Genomic DNA, 19,346 nt, shown 5'->3' on the forward strand with positions numbered 1-19,346 from the left:
CGGGGCGAATAAACAAAAACGGAGCCTGATGCTCCGTTTTTACTAACTAGATTGACTGTTATTTGCGCCGGCGCAATAGCAAGACGCTCAGTGGCAGTAACCATAACCAGCCGCCGCTGCCGCCACTGCTATCGCTGCCGCCTGCCGCACCGGTGTTAGTGGTGGGGGTCTGTGTCAGGCCGGCCACGGTATTTGGCCTGGCATCAACGACCACAATAGACTCAATTGTAACCAGGTTGTCGGCTACTAAAGGTTTGTTATCATCCCGGTCACTGTTGCTGTAATTACGCAGCGGTAAATTAGTCAGGCCATTAAAAGAGAAACGCGGCAAGGCGGCAATGGCGTCTGCCACTGACATGTCGCTGCTGCTGATCTGGCCAAAAACGGTAAAGCCACTGTTTTGGAAATCCAGATTGCTGGCATTGTTACTCAGGTTGATAAACCATTGATTGGTTGCACTGTTAGGATTGCCACCCAGTTTAGCCATGGCAACGGTGCCGCGCACGTTAGACCATTTAGGCTCATTCAGTATCGGAGCATTGGTTGCAACTGCCTTTAACGGTAACGCCTGATCAAATACAAAGCCGCCACCCTGGATAACAAAACCAGGCTCAGAGCGATGCATTACCGTTCCGTCATACTTGCCGCTATTTACGTAGCTAAGAAAATTCTGCACTGTGACCGGGGTGCTTTGGTCATATAAGTTTATTTCAAACTTACCCAGATTAGTTGTTACTTCTACTATGGTGGCTTGCGCCAGACTGGTGTAGCCTAAGGCGAATGTCGCCAGCAATGTATTAACTAATTTTCCGGTCATGTTGTCGGTTCTCCTGTTTAATGCGCAGCAGCATAATAGAGCCAGCCGGTTGAAAGCCAGCGGCATAACAATTAATTACGCTTATAGGCAAATGTTAAGCTGATGTTCATGTAACCGGAGTAGCTTAAAAGCCGTTTTGTCTTACAGACTTAACCATCGCATGAAAAAAAAATGTAATTAAAATTTGGCTTTAGCGAAAAATCTTTTAGAATATCGGTTTTGGTTTCAACCCGTATTTGTTGTACTTTCACCCCGCCTGTTGGAAAAATGAACGATGACGCAATATAGTGAAGTTAAGAAGATCTGTGATGAATTGCATAAGACCGGCAAACCTGTTTCGCTAGATTATTTAATTTCAAAAGTGCCCGGTGCCCAGGCCAGCTTAGTTGTTCATTACCAGAAATGGCGTAATGAACAGGCCAACCACGCTCCGGTGACACCGGAGGCAGAAAAGGGTATGTTCAGCAGCGAATTTGTAGCCGCTTTTCAACGGGAAGCGGAAGCGCACTCTAAAAAACTGACCGATCAATTAAATCAGCAGTTGCAGCAGGCTATGCAGGCAGAAGTACTGGCAGCGGAGCATAACCGTGAATTGCAGCAGCAAATTGGCCAGCTGGAGCAACGCAAAGCCGAGCTGGAAACCAGCTTGCAACAACAACAACAGCAACTGGCCACTCAGTCAGAAAAATTTGCCAGCCTGACTGATGAGCGCGATGAAGCGGTAAGCCAAAATCACTATCAGGCAGATCAGCTGCAAAAAACCAGCGCTGAGCTGGAAAAAGCCAGCACTGAGTTGGAGCAATTGCGTTCTGAACTGGCGTTAGCCGATCAGGAGCTGAATGACAGCAAAACCAGCCTGAAGCAATTAGAAAACCAACTGCAGCAACTTAGCAAACAAGCCGAAGAAGCGCAGCAGCAAGCGCAACAGGCTAAAGCCGAGACAGAACAGCTGCAGTTAAAGCTGATCGCGGCTCAGCAGGCGCAGGAAGAGCTGGAGCAACAACTGCAGGGCGAGCAACAACAAAACCAGCAGCGTCTGCAACAACTGCAGGCAGAACTTGCGGCTACCGAGCAGCAACTGGAACCACTACAAAGCAAAGCCGATGCTGCGGCAAAACTGGAACAACAGCTAAAGCAATTGCAAGACGCTGAAGCCAAGGTTAAAGCAGAGCTGGATAAAGCCCGTCAGGATAGTAAAAAGACACTGGACGAACTACAAACCCGTGAGCATGATGTAACCGAATTACAGGCCATGCTGGACGAGTTTGAAAGCAAACTGCAGCAAGCCACTAAAACCGAAACTCAGGCTGTGGCACTTAACAAACGCCTGCAGGCTCAACTAGAACAATTAAAAAACAGTAAGGGTGAATCGGTTGCTACCGAAGGGCAAAATGCTGATAACTCTGCTGAACTGGCAGCGCTGCAAACCGAGCTGAATAAAGCCCAAACCGAGCTGACCAGCTCGCAGCAAAAAATCGAACAGCTGATCAGTGAGCGTGATGATGCCCTGAAGTCACTTGAGACGGCAAAGCAAGCCGCACCGGCGGCAGCGGAAAGCAACGTGGTAACGGCAGAGCTGGACAGTGCTTTGGCGGCAGAATATGAAGCTCAGGCCAAAGTGGCCGCAGAGAGCATAGCGCGGCTGGAAAAAGAGCTGGATCAGCTGACAAAGCAACTTAGCGAAGTTAATAAAGAACTCGATCACAGCAAACGTGACGCCGATGTACAGCGTGACAGTGCGGTTAAGGCGCAAGAACAACTTGATGCCATGCAAAAAGCACAAAGTGATGAGATTGATGAATCGCAGGATATCCAGGCCAGCCTGGATCAGTTGCGTGCAAACAACGCTATGTTGAAAGAACAGGCTGCTATTACGGCTAATCACCAGAGCGAACAGCGTGAAATTATCCGCCAGCTACGCGAAGAGCTGCAACAGCAACGTGATCAGGTGGCAGATATGCAACTGGAGCAGGACAAGCTTAAAAAGCAAAAATCTCAGCTTGAGCAGCAAGTTAGCTTTGTAAAAGACAACGCCGCCTCCACTATTGAACGCCTGACACGTTACCGTGAACAGGCGCAGGAAAAGATCGAAAAATTAGAGAAAAAGCTGGGCAGTAACCGGGCCTCAGACGCCCTGTAAGCCACAAACGTTACTGCGCAAAGCGGATACGGAAACAACTGCCGGGTGCTTCACCCGGCACGTATTCAAGTTGTGCATCCTGCACCTGTAACAACGCCCGCGACAAGCTTAAACCGATACCTGACCCGTGTTGTTTAGTGGTAAAAAACGGAATAAAGATCTGCTGTACCACTTCCGGCCTGATGCCCGGCCCGCTATCAATAATATCAAGCTGCCATTGTTGCTGAACGTTAGGTTGCAATGTCAGCGCGAGGTGTTTTTGCGCGCTATGCTGCATCGCATCCAGCGCATTTTGCAGCAGATTAATCAGTACCTGCTCCATTAGCGCGTTATCCAGCCATAACATCACTGTGTCTGGTAACCGGGTTGTTAACTGAGCGCCCTGTTGGCTGATGGCCGGCCGCATTAACGCCAGACAATTATTAATAATCGGGACAATATCGGTATGTTGTAGCTGTGCTTGTACCGGCTGGCTTAGTTGCTTAAATGACAGGATAAAATCGGCCAGATGCTGGCCCCGGCGGTTTATTGTCGCCAGCGCTTCGGTTAAATCGGCGTGGTCATCCGGGCTTAGCACGGTGCCGGCTGGCGGCAGGATCTGCTGGCAACTTTGCGCCAGAGACGCCATCGGCGTAACCGAATTGGCAATTTCATGCGTCAGTACCCGGGTTAGCTGCTGATAGGCCTGCACTTCCTGTTGCAATAACGCCTGATTAATACTCTGTAATGTCACCAGTTTACGCAACTGGCCCTGGATCCGGGTGCAGACAATACTTAGTGCTAACCGGTCGTTGTAGCCGGGTTGCGGCCATTGCAACTGCCCTTGATAGTGGGTGCTGGTCTGCCCCAGTATAGCGGCCAACAGCGGCAAATTACCTTCGTCAAACCGGCCCTGTTGCAACTGCTGATACTGAGTGGTTGACAATAAGCGCTGCGCCGCCGGGTTGGCCTGCAGCAAACAGCCATTGTCAGCAAACTCCAGCACGGCAATATCCAGTTGGCTCAGCAGGGTTTGCAGATATTGCGCCCGCGCTTCTGCCTGCTGACGGCTGCTGCAAAGCTGCTGTTGCACCTGTACCAGCAAGTGTTGCAGCTCGGGCTGGTTACGCAGTGTTAGCGAGGTGTCCTGATTAGCCAGTGCTTTTAGCACCAGTGCGGCCTGGCGTTGTTGCATCTTGCTGTGCTGCCAGATTAAGCCGGCCAACAGCAGTGCACAGAGTGTAAGTGTTACTGCCAACGCTGACGGCCCGGCCAGCCATTGTCGGTAAGTCAGCATCAGTAGCACAGAAAAACTGCTTAGCAATAAGGCGAAACGCAGTTTAAAGGCCATATTTTTCTAACCGCCGGTACAGGGCGCCGCGGGTTAAGCCCAGCGCTTTAGCCGCCTGACTGACATTGCCCTGATAATACTGCAGCGCCTGCCGAATGGTTTGTTCCTCAACAAATTCCAGCAAAAAATCGTTGCCGGTGGTTGGCTCGGTTACCGTAGCTGTAGCGGCTGCTGCTGCAGGTAACTGGCTGAAATCCAGCGTATTGCCTTCTGCCAATACCACTGCGCGCTCTACTGAATGTGCCAATTGGCGCACATTACCCGGCCAGTTATAGTGTTGCAGGTAACGCTGATCGCTGCTGCTGATCTGTAAGGCCGCCCGTTGATACTTGCGGCAGTAATGCTGCAGATACCAGTTCAGCAACAACGGAATATCCTCGCTACGCTCACGCAGCGGCGGTAGCACTATTTCTACCGTATTAATGCGGTACAGCAAATCCTGGCGGAAGCTGCCTTGCGCAACCGCCTGGTATAGATTGTCGTTAGTGGCGCAAATTAAGCGGATATCCACCGCGACCGGTTGGCCGGACCCCAGCGGTACCACAGTACGGTTTTGCAGCGCAGTTAATAATTTCGCTTGTTGCGGCAGGGCTAAATTAGCCAGCTCATCCAGAAACAGGCTACCGCCTTCAGCCTGGACAAAACGGCCGGTATAATCGGTTTTGGCATCGGTAAAGGCGCCTTTTTTATGACCAAACAACTCACTTTCCAGCAGGCTGGCATTTAAACTGCCCATATCGACGCTAACAAAAGCCTTAGCGGCGCGCTTTGATGCCTGGTGAATGGCCTGTGCCACCAACGCTTTACCGGTGCCACTTTCGCCGAGCAATAACACATTTGCATCAGTTTGGGCGACTTTTTCCACGGTACGCAGTACCTGCTGCATGGCCGGACTGTTACCCAGCAGCGGAATGTCGGTAATGGCGCTGTGCTCAGGCTGCTGTCGCGGTTGACTCTGCTTGGCAGTGTGCTGCAGTGCCTGGGTTAAGCTTTGTAGCAGCTGCTCGTTCTGCCAGGGCTTGGCAATAAAGTTAGCAGCGCCCAATTGCATGGCTCTTACCGCCAGCGGCAGGGCGGCGTAGGCAGTCATCATCACCACTTTCAGGGTGGGCTGCGCCTGCAGCGCTTGCTTTAAATAAAACAGGCCTTCCTCGCCGCTTTGCGTATCGCGGCTAAAGTTCATATCCAGTAACAGCAGATCAAATGGCTGGCTGTTAAGGGTGCTCAGTAGCTGCGCCGGCTCGGCCAGCGTAATCACAGTGGCAAAATGCTGCTTTAGAAAAATGCGGCTGGCGGTGAGAATATCGGCGTTATCATCCAGCACCAGCACACTATATGGCTGTTTCATTAATTCATCCTTGCGGTTTATCCCAGCACCCTACCTAAAAGGTTTTCTGTGCGCAACAAGCTTTTAAATCCAATAAGTTAAGGCGGTATCAAGCTGTCCATTAATGGACAGCAGCTGTATCACCAGCGGACACGCCGGTTATTAGCTTTATAGCTAAGCTGGTGAAATGTAAGTGTTTAGTGTTTGGCATGCCACTTGCGTTAACAACAGCAAGATGCAGTGCTATTTGGGGAAGTCTACCGATGGATAAAAAAATAAGCCGGCCTTTACAGCAACGCCTGGTTAAACCTGCAGTGATGGCGGCTTTAGTGGCTGGCCCGGTCTGGTTAGGCAGCAACTGGCAGGCCAGTGCGCAAATGTCAGTGCAGTTGCCACTAAGTTCGGTCAGTACCGCGTTAGTTGAGCAGCAAAGTCTGCAGGAAAGCATAGCGCTGCGTGCCAATGTATTGCCGCAGCAAACGGTGTTTCTGGATGTGATTGAAGGTGGCCGCGTTGAAGAAAAGCTGGCCGAACAGGGCCAGTTTGTCGAGCAGGGCCAACCGCTGGTAAAGCTGAGTAACACGGCGCTGCAGCTGGACTTAATCAGCCGCGAAGCTCAGGTCACCGAGCAGATGAATTTTCTGCGCAATACGCAAATGACCATTGAAACCAACCGCTTAAACCTGAAGCGAGACGTGCTGGATATTGAACACCAGATAACCACCTTAAGCCGTAACCTGGCGCAAAGTGAGCCGCTGGTAAAAACCGGCGTGCTGGCCAAAGAGCACCTGCTGAATCTGCAGCAGGATTTAAGCTATCAGCAACAACGATTGGTGCTGACTAAACAACAGCAGCAGCAGGAAGAAGCCATTCGCCAGCAACAGCTGAGCCAGCTCAGCGACAGCGTGGCAATGCTGACAAAAAACCTCGAATTTGCAAGGTTGAATGTGCAAAACCTGCTGGTCAAAGCGCCGGTTAGCGGTTACCTGAGCGAGTTTAATGTTGAAGCCGGTGAGTCGCGCGCGCCGGGCAGCCGCATGGGCCAGATTGATATCCCCGGCCAATACAAACTGGTGGCCAGTGTCGATGAATTTTACTTAAGCCGGGTAGCCGTTGGTATGCAGGCGGTGGCCAGTCTTAACCAGCAACAGCTGCCATTAACGCTAAGCCGCGTTGACAGCCGGGTGGTGAATAACCAGTTTCAACTCGAGTTTAGCCTGCCGGGCGGGCACAACGTTACCCGTGGCCAGTCAGTCAATTTAACTCTGCAACTGGAAGCGCAGCAGCGCAGTGCGCTGGTACTGCCGCGCGGCGCCTATTTAGCCGACAGCGCTGGCCAGTATGTGTATGTACTGGACAGCAGCAGCGCCACGGCGCGCAAACAGGCAGTGACGTTGGGTAAACAAAGCGCCAATCAAATTGAAATTGTCAGCGGCCTGAACGCCGGTGACCAGGTAATTATTTCCGGCTATCGCGATTTCGCCCAAGCCGATACTATTCAGTTACAACAATAAGGACAGCAAGATGATCCAGTTACAACAATTGAACCGGGTGTTTCGCACCGCCGAGCTTGAAACCACAGCGCTGAACCAGATTGATTTACACATTGAACAAGGCGACTTTGTTGCCATTATGGGCCCTTCAGGCTGCGGTAAATCTACCCTGCTGAGCATTCTAGGCATGCTGGACAGCCCCAGCGCCGGCGCTTACCTGTTCGAAGGTACCGATATTGCCCGTTACAGCGAAAAACAGCTGGCGCAGCTTAGAAAAACCAAACTCGGCTTTGTGTTTCAAAGCTTTAACCTGATTGATGAGCTAACGGTATTTCAGAATGTAGAGCTGCCGCTGCAGTATCAGGGTGTCGCTGCCGGCGAGCGTAAACAGCGGGTAGAGGCGATATTACAACGGATGCAGATAGACCATCGTGCCGATCATTTACCGCTGCAACTATCCGGTGGTCAGCAGCAACGGGTGGCAGTAGCACGCGCCTTAGTCATTAACCCGGCACTGATTTTAGCCGACGAACCCACCGGTAACCTGGACTCAAAAAACAGCGAAGAAGTGATGCAGATGCTGCGCCAGCTTAACCGCGACGGCACCACAGTCGTAATGGTTACCCACTCTGAGCATGAATCACGCTATGCCAGCCGTATCGTACGGATGCTGGACGGCCAGATTATTACCGAGCGGGCCATGGAAGCCAGGCAGGAGGCGAAATATGCTTAACTCACCCGCGGTTAACTCAATAGCCATGTTAGGTAATTACCTTACTACCGGCGTACGCGCTGTGCTTAGGCATAAAACCCATTTAGCGCTGAATTTGCTCGGTTTAACCGTTGGCTTAGCGTCAGCGCTACTGATTTTGCTCTATGTCAGCTATGAGCTGGGCTTTGACAAGATGCACCCGAATGCTGGCAATACCTACCGGCTAGAGCAATTTTTTCTGCCTTTAAACCAGCGTTTTCCGATCTCCAGCCCAGCAATGGCGACGCTACTGAAAGACTATGACCCGCGTATTGACGTGACACGGATTAACATCGGTGCGCCAGCGGTGCGTCTGGCCGATTCCAGCCAGCAACTGACATTGGAATGGCCACAAGCAGTGGATGCCAATATCACAGACTTCTTTCATATTGATGTGCTGCAAGGTGATTTGGCCGCCAGTCTGGCACAACCGAACCAGATCGCGCTATCTGAGCATGAAGCGCTGCGGTTATTCGGCAAGCTGAGTATTTTAGGCCAGCAATTACAACTGGGCGAGCAGCGCTATACGGTAGGCGCAGTATATCGCTTACCTGAGCAAAGCCATTTTCAGGCCGGCTCTTTGCGCCGTATAAGTGAGCGGGTGGCCGCTGCTGGGCTGGCAAGCAATAACGTCTATAGCTATATCAGTTTGCCGGCGGACGTTGATAAAGTTGCACTGTTGCACCGGCTAACAGAACAGCTTAATCAACAGGCGTACAACGGTCAGCACATGAGCACACTGGAAATGCGCGCCCTGACAGATATTCATCTGCACTCGGCATTAGCCTATGAATTTAAAGTAAATGGCTCGGCCACAACGGTAAATATCTGCTTATTACTGGCGGTGTTGCTGCTGGTAATTGCGGCGATTAACTTTATTAATATGAGTACCGCCCGCGCCGCTATGCGCGCTAAAGAAGTGGGTGTGCGCAAGGCGCTGGGTGCCAGCCGTGGCCAGTTGTTTGTGCAGTTTATGCTGGAATCGTTACTCATTGCCTGCTGTGCCGGTTTACTGGCTGCGGTAGCGGTAGAGTGGCTGCTACCACAGTTTAATTTGCTGGTAAACCGCCCGCTTAGCCTGGATTACGCCGGTAGCTTTGGTCTGATTTTACTTTGCAGTGTTGTTAGTGTCGGTCTGCTGGCTGGTGTGTATCCGGCGGTGTTTATCTCGGCCTTTGACACGAAAAAAGTGCTGAGCGGAGATTTTCAGCGCGGCAACACGGCGATATGGTTGCGTAAAGGCCTGCTGGTATTGCAGGGCGCCATTACCATTGGTTTGCTCGTGGCTAGTGTGGTGCTGCAGCAACAATTGCAGCTGCTGCAAAGCCAGCCTACCGGTTACCAGCGCGATGCCCGCTTGATGGTGAATGGTATTGATAACAAACAGCTGTTTTGGGCCGGCAATCAAAACCTGTTGCAAAGCCTGCAGGCGTTGGAAGGGGTAGAGGCTGTAACAATTATGGATATGCAGCTGACCGATACTATTTCGCAGGCGATGGAGGTTCAGCTACCGGGCCAGACAGAAGATACCGCACTGCCGCCGGTTTCCCAGCTGGGTGCCGGCTTTAATATCGCCGAAGCCGCTGGTCTGACGCTGCTGGCCGGGCGAGATTTTAGCGCAACCTACCAAACTGACTGGTATCAAACGCACGGCGATTCTGCTACTGCTGCGGTAATTATTACTGAATCATTGGCGCGCCAAGCCGGTTACAGCCAGTTGCAGGACGCTATTGGCCAGCAATGGTTGTTGCCGGGCGATAACCCGGTGCTACGGATGCAGGTTGTCGGTGTGGTGGCCGATATTCAGGTGGGTTCAGCGTTAAAACAACAACAACCGTTAATTATGATCTGTGGCCGCTCACCGATGACTTACAGCAATATTCTGCTCAGCATGCAGCCACAGCACGCAGTTGCCGCCCGCACTGCAGTGCAACAGCTATTAAGCGAGCGGCTGCAGCGGCAGGATTTGCAATTAAGTTGGTTAAATGATGACTACAATGCCATGTACCATAACCAGCAGCGCCAGGGCAAAGTAATCGGTATTTTTGCAGGCCTGGCGATTGCCTTAACCTGCGTTGGTTTATTTGGTCTGGCAGCGTTCAGTGCCGAGCAGCGCTCACGCGAAGTGGCCATGCGTAAGGTGCTGGGCGCCGGGCGGTTTAGTCTGGTAAATTTACTGGCCAGTGAATATTTACGGCTAATGGCCATCAGCGCTGTGCTGGCGATCCCGGTCACCTTTTGGGCACTAGATAGCTGGCTGACTGAGTTTAGCGTGCGCGTCAGCCAAAGCCCGCTGTGGTATCTATTGGCGGCCGCTGTTACCTTTGCTATTTGCTGGTGTACCGTTGCTGCCCTGGCCTGGCAGGTTGCCGGTCGTAAGCCAGCTATGGTATTAAGACAGCAATAGTGAAATCACAATGATAAATAAAGGATTGTTAGTGAAACTAAGTATGGTTTCGACAGGCGTGCTGCTTGGCAGTGCGCTGCTACTCAGCGCCTGTAGTGCCCCCAACAGGGTGCAACAACACATTGCTAGCAATGCCGTTATAGAGCAGATCGGCGAGGGTGAATATAAGGGACGATACCGCAACCTGTACCGTCCGGCAAAAGGTTACCCCACCTACCCGGTAACCTGTGCTGCTGACTGCTATCCGGCGCACCCCGCTGTGTCATGTAAGACCCCGGGCCAGGATTGCCAATACACTGGCGTGCAGCGGGCACCGGAGCTGAAAACCGGATACAGCCTGCAGTGGCTGGGCCACGCCAGTTTTTTAGTACAGACACCGGATGGCCAGCAATTGCTGTTTGATCCGGTGTTCGGCCAGTTTGACTGGCCGGTAAGCTGGGCGCAGCACTTTGCTGGCATTATCAAGCGGCCTTACATGCCTAAACTGACTGCGCAACAATTAGCCAATATTGATGCCGTGCTGTATTCGCACCTGCATTATGATCATTTCAGCCATGCCAGTATTGCGCAAATTGGTAACAAGGCTACCTACTATCTGCCAATGGGCATGGCCGATTACATGCCAAGAGGCGGCTATAACATTATTGAACAAGCCTGGTACAGCCATAGCCAACAGGGCGGGCTGAATATTCATTTAATGCCGGCTCACCATTTTAACAGCCGCAAGTTATTCAATGATGATAACCGTGCTCTGTGGGGTGGCTGGTTGTTGGAACATTCTGGCAAGACGCTATTTTTCGCCGGTGATACCGGCTATTCCGCGCATTTCAGCGATATTAAGCAGCGCTATGGCGAAATTGATATCTGTCTGCTGCCTATAGCTTCTTATCATCATGAGGAAAACGGCGACGGGTATCGCTATGTGCATACCACACCGGAAGATGCGTTAGTTGCAGCAGCAGAGTTGGGCTGCAAAGTGATGATCCCGTGGGGATATGGTAATGCCAGCTGGCAAATGGGTGATATCAGCTCGCACTCACCTCTGCTGCGGTTGTTGCATATGCAGCAGCAACTGCAAAGTACGGTGCCGCTGCTGATTTTAAATGAAGGTGATAGTGTTAGCTTATAGCAATAACCAGCCTAATACTAAGCTGAGTGCAAACACCGGCAGCGACCAAAGATGAAACTCGCGCCACAGACCGGGTTGCTTGCTGAGCCTGAGTGCAATTAAATTGGCCAGTGAGCCAATGGCCAGGCCGAAGCCACCGACACTGACGCCCCAGCTTAGGGCGCGCCAGTCGGTAGTAAAATGCTGCAGGAAAATCGCTGCCGGTACATTCGACATTAGCTGCGACAGGATGGCAGAGCCCAGATAGCTGCCATCTGGCAGTGTGATTAACTGCGCTGCCGATTGCTGTAACAATGGCAGTTGCGCCAGCAGGCCAAGGTCTATAAACATCAGCATAAACACCAGCAGTAATAGCCAGTCAATACCACTGACTACAGTGCGTTTGCATACCGTATATGCCAGCAGTATGGCCAGCGCCGCATAAGGCGCCAGCTGGTATTCCATCGCCAGAATAAACAGCGGGTAACCGGCCAGCGACCAGGCAAATAAACGCTTGTTGTCGGCGCTGTTATTGTGCGGCACCACGATATTAAGTTTGTTGCAGCCAAAAGCCAGGCTACTTAATAGCAAAATCAGCAACAGTAAACTTAGCGAAAGCGGCGCCATCATCAGCGTAAACTGCCAAAAACTGTAGCCGGAAGCTTGCCACAGCAGCAAATTTTGCGGGTTGCCAATAGGGGTTAAAGCCGAGCCGGCATTGACCGCCAACGCCAGAAAAATAATCAACCGCCCCACCGGCAAACCGGTTAAACGGCCAATGCTTAGCGTGATGGGCAGCAGAATAAACAAGGCGACATCATTGGTAACGATGGCAGACAGCAGCGCCGCAAACAGCAACATCAGCAGCGCTAACAGGCGCTCAGAATGACAACGTGGCAACACCCGGGCGGCAAAACGGGCCAGATAACCGCTATCTTCCAATGCCCGGCTAAGCAGCATTAAACCTGCCAGCGCTGTTACTGTATGCCAGTCTACCAGTGCAGCCAGGTTAGCCGGGCTTGTCGGTTGCAGCCACAACAACAGTGGCAACAACAATAACAATGTTAGTAACAGATAGTCTTCGCTAACGCGGGACATTACTAAACGGAAGGCCGGCATAGTGATTCATCTGAAAACGCGATGGATGCACTCTAACTTGCCGGCAAAAAACGTCAAGTCTGGCCGCGTTATAAACCGCAATAAGCTGCTACGCCTTTGTCGGCAACCTGATCGACGGCGCGTTGTCCGCCGGCACGCAGGGCAGCTACTTTGGCTTCAACTTCTGTAGTGTTAAGCAACTTATCTTCAACATGCAGCACCCAGTCAATATCCTGCTGGTACTGTCTGGACTCTGGCGAGTCAATCGGGCCGACCGAGCCATCAGCGCCTTTGGGCATAAACCACAGGTTAAAATTCATCGACATTGGCACTTCCGGTGCTACAGCCGCACTGTGATCGCCAACTAAGTTGCCATCGACATAGTAGCGTACGGCATCAGCCGTTACGTTCATCACCAGCGTATGCCAGCCGGCATAATCACCCGGCACCCGGCTGTATTCGTTAACCTTGGTCCAGGGTTTTAACTGAAAGGTTTCCCAGGTGGTGGTCCACATGGCGTTGTCACTGCCTTCGCCCCAACCGCCGTTGGGCAGATATTCAAAATCTACTTCGCTGTAATCCGGATCCAGCGGTGCTGCCAGCGGGCTAATGGCGTAAAAGGTCTGGATCACTTCATCACCATCCGGGCCATAGCTTGGCTCGTTACGGAAAAATACCCGCGCCGCATAAGTGCCATACAGGTATTTACGCGCATGGCAAATTTGCGTATGGCGGGTGCCTTCGCCGGTGCCATCGGTGATGGAACTCATACGGGCAATACCGAATTGGGCGCCGTCTGGTGCTTGGTGGGTGCTAATGCCGTCGGCTGACCAGGCGGCACCAGCTATGCCAGGGTGGCCGGTTTCAGTGCGGGCGGTCCAGCCGTTGGCAAATAAGGCGTCTGGGTTAGCATAGTCAAAGTCGTCGAACATAAAGGCTTCAACAGCAACAGCCTGCGTTGGTTTAGCTTTAGTCGGCTCGGATGACGTTGCTTGCTGAGCCTGATCACAACCTGTTAATAACAGCAGTAAAGCGATAGATGAGTAGCGCATGGTTTTCCCCGTTTTGATTGTTTAAAAAACAGCCTAACGGTTAAATGACAACGCTGTCAATTGCTAATTTGTTACCGAAACCTTGGTAAAGCTATGTTATTTGATACTAAAGTGAGCGGGGTTATGTTGCTGATCCAGTGAAATAATAATATCGGCGTGCTGTGGCAGCTGTTGCCAGCTGGCCAGTGTCAAACGCTGAAACGGCAACATAAAACGGGCCAGTTCAGCCTCTGTCATGCCTGCACCGCGGTTTTGCCATAGCTGTTGTTCTTGTTTCGCCCGCCAGCGGCAGACGCAATGCCAATCCGGTGCTTGCAACCAGACAAGCGGTTTAAGTAATTGCCAATATTCAGCATAGAGCCCGGCCAATTGGCTGTTAACGTAATGGCGCCAATTGCCTTGGCTGTCTTCACGTGCTTCCAGCAGATTAACCGGCGTTGCCAGCTCGGCCGCCGTTTGTGGTGCCAGGCCCAGACACCAGCCTTCGACAATTAATATATCCAGCCGTTGCGCCGCTAAAGAAGCTAACGGCTGATCCAGCGCTTTATCAAACTGCGGCAAGGCCACCGGTTCGCCTGCCAGCAGCCCTTTGGCCTGCGCAATAGCCAGAGTTATATCATGGCTGCCCGGTACACCACGTTGCGCCAGCAACGGATGAATAGTCTGTGCCAGCTGCTGGCGCTGCGCTTTATCCAGGTAATAGTCATCCAGCGATACCGCCGCAGCGGCGATGCCCTGGCCTTGCAGCTGAGCAACCAATTCTGCGGCCAGGGTGCTTTTACCGCTGCCCTGCGCACCACTAATACCAATCACTGCCGGTAAGTTAAGCCCGGATTGCAGTGTGTTAACTAACTGCGTTATGGTGTTTTGGTATTGTGTGCTGCTGCGAAAATCAGCCATGCTACATCCACGGATAACTAACATAACAACGAGTTTACTATGCTAAACGCTGCTGCTAAACCCTTAGTTAAACTGGTAGAACGCTATCTGCCCGATCCTTATATTTTTGTGTTGTTGCTAAGCCTGCTGGTCTCGGCTGCGGCTGTGCTATGGCAGCAGCAAAGCGCTTTGCAGGTATTGCAGTATTGGGGCGATGGTTTTTGGGGGCTGCTGAGCTTTTCCATGCAAATGCTGCTGGTACTGATTACCGGCTTTATGCTGGCCAACACCCCGCTGGTAAAAGGCATGCTCGACAGGCTGGCGAAACTGGCCGGTAGTGCTGGCCAGGCCATAGTGCTGGTCACGCTGGTGTCACTTGCTGCCAGCTGGCTGAACTGGGGCTTTGGTCTGGTGGTTGGCGCCCTGTTTGCTAAAGCGCTGGCGAAAAGAGTAAAAGTGGATTACCGCTTGCTGGTTGCCAGCGCTTATTCCGGTTTTATTGTCTGGCATGGTGGCCTGGCGGGTTCAATACCGCTGACTATCGCCACCGCCAACCATTTCAGTGCCGGCCAGATTGGCGTCATTCCTACCAGCGACACCATTTTTGCCGGCTTTAACCTGCTGTTGGTCGCGGCTTTGTTTATTGCCGTGCCGCTGGTTAATTACCTGATGTTACCCAAAGCAGAAGACAGTGTGTGTATTGATCCGGCCAAACTGCGCGATAACGCCTATATTAGCAACCCGAGCGATCGGCCGGCCGATAAACTGGAAAACAGTCTGGTGTTAGGTTTGCTGGTTGGCTTCGCTGGCCTGGCTTATCTGGTGCAGTATTTTGTTAAAGGCGGTGGCCTTAATCTAAATATCGTCAACTTTCTGTTTTTGTTCATCGCTATAGTACTGCATGGCACGCCAAGCCGGTTGTTGCACAGTTTGCAGCAGGCGATTAAAGGCGGCGCTGGTATAGTTATCCAGTTTCCGTTTTACGCCGGCATAATGGCGATTATGCTGCAATCCGGTTTAGCGCAAAGTATGTCACAGTGGTTTGTCAGCTTTGCCACGGCAGAAACCCTGGCATTCTGGAGTTTTATCAGTGCCGGCATTGTCAATATCTTTGTGCCGTCCGGTGGCGGCCAGTGGGCCGTGCAGGCGCCGGTAATGCTACCTGCGGCGCTGCAGCTGGGCGCTGATGTTAGCCGAGTTGCTATGGCGGTAGCCTGGGGCGATGCCTGGACTAACTTAATTCAGCCATTCTGGGCCTTGCCGGTACTGGCCATTGCCGGGTTAAAAGCAAAAGATATTATGGGCTTTTGTCTGCTGCAGCTTATCGTTACCGGCATCATTATTAGCCTGGTACTGAGTTTTGCCTGACAACAGCATTACTGTGCCGCTGCTGCGTTACTCAGGTAAGCATTGAGCGGTGCAAAATCCGGTGAGGCGACAAACCCCGGGCAATTACCGGCGAGGCGTTGCTTCAGTTGGCCGGCTTTGTCCATATCGCCCAGGTACATCCAGATCAGCGCCATCATATGTAAAGAGGCCGGTTCAGCGGCGGCATCCAGCGCCAGGGCTTCTTCACGCAGCGATGACTGCAGTTGCGCGGAAACCAGCCCGGGTTGTAATAGCGCCAAATCCAGGTAAATGGCTACCCGTATCGCCCGTTGCAGCAGGTTGGCTTCACCTTTGGCAATGGCATGCTCGATAAACTGCAGCGACTTTTGATAAGCCGCTATGGCTTCATTTACAGCACCGGCATGGCGATAAGCATTAGCCAGGTTCATCCAGATATTGTACTGCTGGTCCGAGCCTTGTTGCTGCAGAGCCTGCAAACGCTGCTCAAAGATGGCTATCGCTTGCTGATATTCTTCCAGGTAATAATGCACGGTAGCAATATTGGCTTGTACGATTTCATGCTCTGGCTGATAGCTGAGCGCGGCTAAATAGTGCTGTTTGGCGGCGGCCAGATCGCCTTTGCAAAATTGCAGGGTGCCAAGATTATTGTAGGTTTGAAACTCCGGCCGTAATTCAGCCGCCCGGCCAGACCAGAAAATAGCGTTATCCACATCGCCGCTAAAATAATAGGCCCGGCCCAGCGTGTAGGGCAACTTCCAGTTTTTCGGCTCGGTAGCGGCAGCCTGGTTCAGTAAGCTAACAGCCTGGCCGATATGGCTGCTGTCGCCGGTTTTGCGGTATTGCTGCAGCAGCACTTCGGCCAGCACAAACTTAGCGGTTACGTTGTCACTGTCGCGGCTTAAAATGTGCTGTAGCAACTGCTCTGCCTGTGCGGTGTCACCCTGCTTACGTGCCAGATTGGCCTTGGCCTGCAATACACTTATCGCATCAGGATTTAGCGCGGCCGCCTGGTCACAGGCCAGTTGGGCTTCTTGCAGAGTATCGGGACTACCGTTAAGAATACTTTGTTGTATCAGCGTCGAACACAGGGCGGCATGTGCATCGGTGTAGCTGGCATCCAGCCGCACTATGGCCGATAACTCATTGCTCAGACGTAGCAAATTTTGTTCAGTACGGTCAAGCTCAAAATAGTTCAGACTGTCGGTGTAACGCAGCACCAGATCCCAATCCGGATTGGCGATAGCGGCTAAATTTTGTCTGGCCTGGGCAATAGTATCAGAGAAGTAACTCAGTAATAGTGCTTCAGATGACGACACTGCAACAGTGCCGGCCCAAATTTGCTGCATGCCGTCGCGCTGATAAACAAATAATCGTAGTGCTAAATGGCGGCCAAATTGGCGGCTTTCACCGGTAAACACTATGTCGGCTTGTTTGTCGGCCAGCAATTGCAATGGATTGGCACTGGCAAAACGGCCGGCGCTGCCGGGCAGGCTGCTGCTGTAGCTGGCTAAAGCCTGCTCCAGCAAAGGTGTCAGCAGCTGACTGTGTTCTCCCTGCAGCGGCAGTACAGTGATCACTTTGCGCTCTAATTGCAGTGCTGCCGGTTTGGCACTCAGCTGCGGCATGGCTTCTTCAGCTGCTGGCCAGTAGTGGCCAACCAGTAACAGCAGCATTAACATAGCGGCTGCATACAGCCAGGGTGCCAGTTTAGCTTTAGCAGCGGCGGATGCGGTTGTTTGCGCCGTGCTGAGGTTATCGGCAGGTTGATCGTCAGAACTTAAATACAACGTCCAGGCCTGAGTGTTCAGCGCCCTGGCGACACGTTCCAGGCTGAGTAAATCGACCTGTTCGCCGCTAAAAACCCGGTTAACCAAAGAGCGGGGCGCTTTGTCCAGACCTTCGAGCTGTTGGATGCGCTTAGCCAGTTCAGCCTGCGATTTTATCCCGGCTGCCAGTTGCGCCGCCCGTAATTTGGCCGGTGATGCCTGCACGCCGCGCGCACGTTTAGCATGACCATTGTTTTTGTCTGCGACCGGTTCCATCAACAAATCCTCTTGAGAGACGGAAAGCTGTCTATGCATACAACGAGAGACAATCAGGTTAGCAGAGTAACGTAATAATGGGGATTTGTTCAAAAAAATTTATTGGCGTGTGACAAAACACCAGGTTAGCCAAGCCAACCTGGTGTTTAATGTTAACTGCGGCGGTTATTCGCCGAGTAAACTGGCTTTGGTAACCAACTGAATGGTGCTGAGCATCGAGGTGAGATCACTACCTAAGTCGGTATTTTTTAATGCTGCCTGACGGTGGCGCTCAAATAACGAATTGTGTTGCTCGATACGTTTGCCCAGCGTGGCCCAGGCTTTTTGCTTGGCGGGCATCGGCCAGGACTCCAGCTCTATGCGGTGTGATTCTAACTGACCACTAAACATATTCATTGCCATCACAACGCTGGTCCGGGTTTTATCATCCAGCGTGGCGGCAGTGGCTAAGCCGGACATCCAGCTGGCAGCATTTTTCAGGTGGTCGTAGTATTTCTCCAATGCCCTTTCGTCATATTTATTGACTCTGAAATTGTAGTCATCCTGCTCTGATACTGTAACCCTGGTCTGGCTTTGGGTAACCACTACCGGCCTGACCGGCTGTGGTGCTGCAGTAACAGTGTAATTAGTGGTCGCCTGGGGAGTCGCATCTTCTGCACCGCCAACCGTTAGCTTGCCCCCTTTGCCTAAGCCACCGTCTACCCGCTGTGCTTTATAATTACGCAGCGCCTTCACCATTTGATTGTACGAATCCGCAAAAGCCGCGGTAATCACTTTACCCTCAGGTGTGTTGCTAAAACCGCTGGCACCGCCGGCCATGCCGCCGCCAAACATACCGCCAAGAATATTAAAATCATAATTGCCGGCATTGCCTACCGCAGCCGATACCTGCACGCCGGAGCGGTTATCTACCAGCAGCAAGGTGGTGGCCGCTTCGTTTTTACTGACACCACCGCCAACTAAAGCGCCTAAAGAGCCGAGAAAAGCCCCGCCCAACGCTTTAGCGCCCTGAGTGCCTTTGGCGGCGAACTGGATTTCCGGGCTTAAGGTGTAATCGGCGGCAACCATCTGGCCACCACCAATATTACTTTGTTGGCGCAACTGGCCGGATTGCATCAGCTCCCGCTCGCGGTTCATCGCATTCATTGCCTTGCCGCGTTCAACCACGACAAAGCAGTTCGATTGCTGGATCATTAAACGGATCACCGGCAAGGTGCTGCCCAATGTAGGATAGCGCCCTCGATATTCCTGCCACCAGGGTAAGCTGGTATCTTCAAATACCGATAAGGTGCCCAGTGCTGCATCGCAACTTTCCAGTGCGGAGTTAGCGCCGGCCGCGTTTGCACCGCCGGCACCACCACTGACTACATTACCCTTAGAATTGCCCATTTGCGGGCTGGTAGAAATACAGGCAGTCAACAGCAGGGCGCTGACTGCCACACAACATTGTTTTAGCTGATTGCCCGGTTGTTTATTACTGTGGCTGTTTTGGCTCATGTTTCTGATCTCCGCTTAAATGGCTCCCTGTTGCAGCACTGTTACCGACAACCAC

The 19,346-nt window shown here is 52.2% G+C and carries 14 protein-coding genes; 6 read left to right on the forward strand and 8 right to left on the reverse strand.

The window, feature by feature from the left end; all coding sequences use genetic code 11:
- Positions 1–58 precede the first annotated feature (58 nt).
- On the reverse strand, positions 59–817 hold the full coding sequence (locus MN202_RS08245) for a peptidylprolyl isomerase (RefSeq protein WP_335735622.1): 759 nt from the start codon (positions 815–817) through the stop codon (positions 59–61).
- A 274-nt stretch (positions 818–1,091) separates the two neighbouring features.
- Between MN202_RS08245 and MN202_RS08250 the strand changes: the two genes are divergently transcribed.
- Positions 1,092–2,957 (forward strand): coiled-coil domain-containing protein, encoded by a 1,866-nt coding sequence (locus MN202_RS08250; RefSeq protein ID WP_335735623.1) that lies wholly within the window; start codon positions 1,092–1,094, stop codon positions 2,955–2,957.
- A 10-nt stretch (positions 2,958–2,967) separates the two neighbouring features.
- On the opposite strand, the gene MN202_RS08255 is transcribed toward MN202_RS08250, so the two are convergent.
- Together MN202_RS08255 and MN202_RS08260 are read right to left on the reverse strand one after the other, a co-directional pair.
- On the reverse strand, positions 2,968–4,287 hold the full coding sequence (locus MN202_RS08255; RefSeq protein WP_335735624.1) for a sensor histidine kinase: 1,320 nt from the start codon (positions 4,285–4,287) through the stop codon (positions 2,968–2,970).
- On the reverse strand, positions 4,277–5,635 hold the full coding sequence (locus MN202_RS08260) for a sigma-54-dependent transcriptional regulator (protein ID WP_335735625.1): 1,359 nt from the start codon (positions 5,633–5,635) through the stop codon (positions 4,277–4,279). Before MN202_RS08260 ends, MN202_RS08255 begins: the two co-directional genes overlap by 11 nt.
- 242 nt (positions 5,636–5,877) lie before the next feature.
- Here MN202_RS08260 and MN202_RS08265 point away from each other — a divergent pair, with 242 nt between their 5' ends.
- From MN202_RS08265 to MN202_RS08280, 4 genes are read left to right on the forward strand one after another with little or no spacing between them, the layout of a single operon-like run.
- On the forward strand, positions 5,878–7,128 hold the full coding sequence (locus tag MN202_RS08265) for an efflux RND transporter periplasmic adaptor subunit (protein WP_335735626.1): 1,251 nt from the start codon (positions 5,878–5,880) through the stop codon (positions 7,126–7,128).
- 10 nt (positions 7,129–7,138) lie between these two features.
- Positions 7,139–7,840 (forward strand): ABC transporter ATP-binding protein, encoded by a 702-nt coding sequence (locus MN202_RS08270; protein ID WP_335735627.1) that lies wholly within the window; start codon positions 7,139–7,141, stop codon positions 7,838–7,840.
- Positions 7,833–10,265, forward strand: a complete 2,433-nt coding sequence (locus MN202_RS08275; RefSeq protein WP_335735628.1) for an ABC transporter permease — start codon at positions 7,833–7,835, stop codon at positions 10,263–10,265. Before MN202_RS08270 ends, MN202_RS08275 begins: the two co-directional genes overlap by 8 nt.
- Positions 10,266–10,296: 31 nt before the next feature.
- Positions 10,297–11,394: an MBL fold metallo-hydrolase gene (locus tag MN202_RS08280; protein WP_335735629.1), complete on the forward strand. Its 1,098-nt coding sequence runs from the start codon at positions 10,297–10,299 to the stop codon at positions 11,392–11,394.
- Here the strand turns inward: MN202_RS08280 and MN202_RS08285 are convergent.
- From MN202_RS08285 to MN202_RS08295, 3 genes are all read right to left on the reverse strand, one after another.
- A complete protein-coding gene (locus MN202_RS08285) occupies positions 11,389–12,492 on the reverse strand; it encodes an SLC13 family permease (protein ID WP_335735630.1) in 1,104 nt (367 codons plus the stop codon). The genes MN202_RS08280 and MN202_RS08285 overlap by 6 nt on opposite strands.
- Before the next feature lie 68 nt (positions 12,493–12,560).
- Positions 12,561–13,523 (reverse strand): glycoside hydrolase family 16 protein, encoded by a 963-nt coding sequence (locus MN202_RS08290; RefSeq protein WP_335735631.1) that lies wholly within the window; start codon positions 13,521–13,523, stop codon positions 12,561–12,563.
- Positions 13,524–13,619: 96 nt separating this feature from the next.
- Positions 13,620–14,423 (reverse strand): kinase, encoded by an 804-nt coding sequence (locus tag MN202_RS08295; protein WP_335735632.1) that lies wholly within the window; start codon positions 14,421–14,423, stop codon positions 13,620–13,622.
- Between the two features lie 39 nt (positions 14,424–14,462).
- On the opposite strand from MN202_RS08295, the gene MN202_RS08300 reads away from it, so the two are divergent.
- On the forward strand, positions 14,463–15,770 hold the full coding sequence (locus MN202_RS08300) for a short-chain fatty acid transporter (RefSeq protein ID WP_335735633.1): 1,308 nt from the start codon (positions 14,463–14,465) through the stop codon (positions 15,768–15,770).
- Positions 15,771–15,778: 8 nt separating this feature from the next.
- On the opposite strand, the gene MN202_RS08305 is transcribed toward MN202_RS08300, so the two are convergent.
- Together MN202_RS08305 and MN202_RS08310 are read right to left on the reverse strand one after the other, a co-directional pair.
- Complete coding sequence (locus MN202_RS08305) at positions 15,779–17,794, reverse strand: tetratricopeptide repeat protein (protein WP_335735634.1); 2,016 nt, start codon at positions 17,792–17,794, stop codon at positions 15,779–15,781.
- Positions 17,795–17,959: 165 nt separating this feature from the next.
- Entirely contained in the window at positions 17,960–19,291 is a 1,332-nt protein-coding gene (locus MN202_RS08310) for a CsgG/HfaB family protein (protein WP_335735635.1), read from the reverse strand.
- Positions 19,292–19,346: the final 55 nt, after the last annotated feature.

It is taken from the genome of Rheinheimera muenzenbergensis (assembly GCF_036984005.1).
In the GTDB taxonomy this organism is placed as follows: domain Bacteria; phylum Pseudomonadota; class Gammaproteobacteria; order Enterobacterales; family Alteromonadaceae; genus Alishewanella; species Alishewanella muenzenbergensis.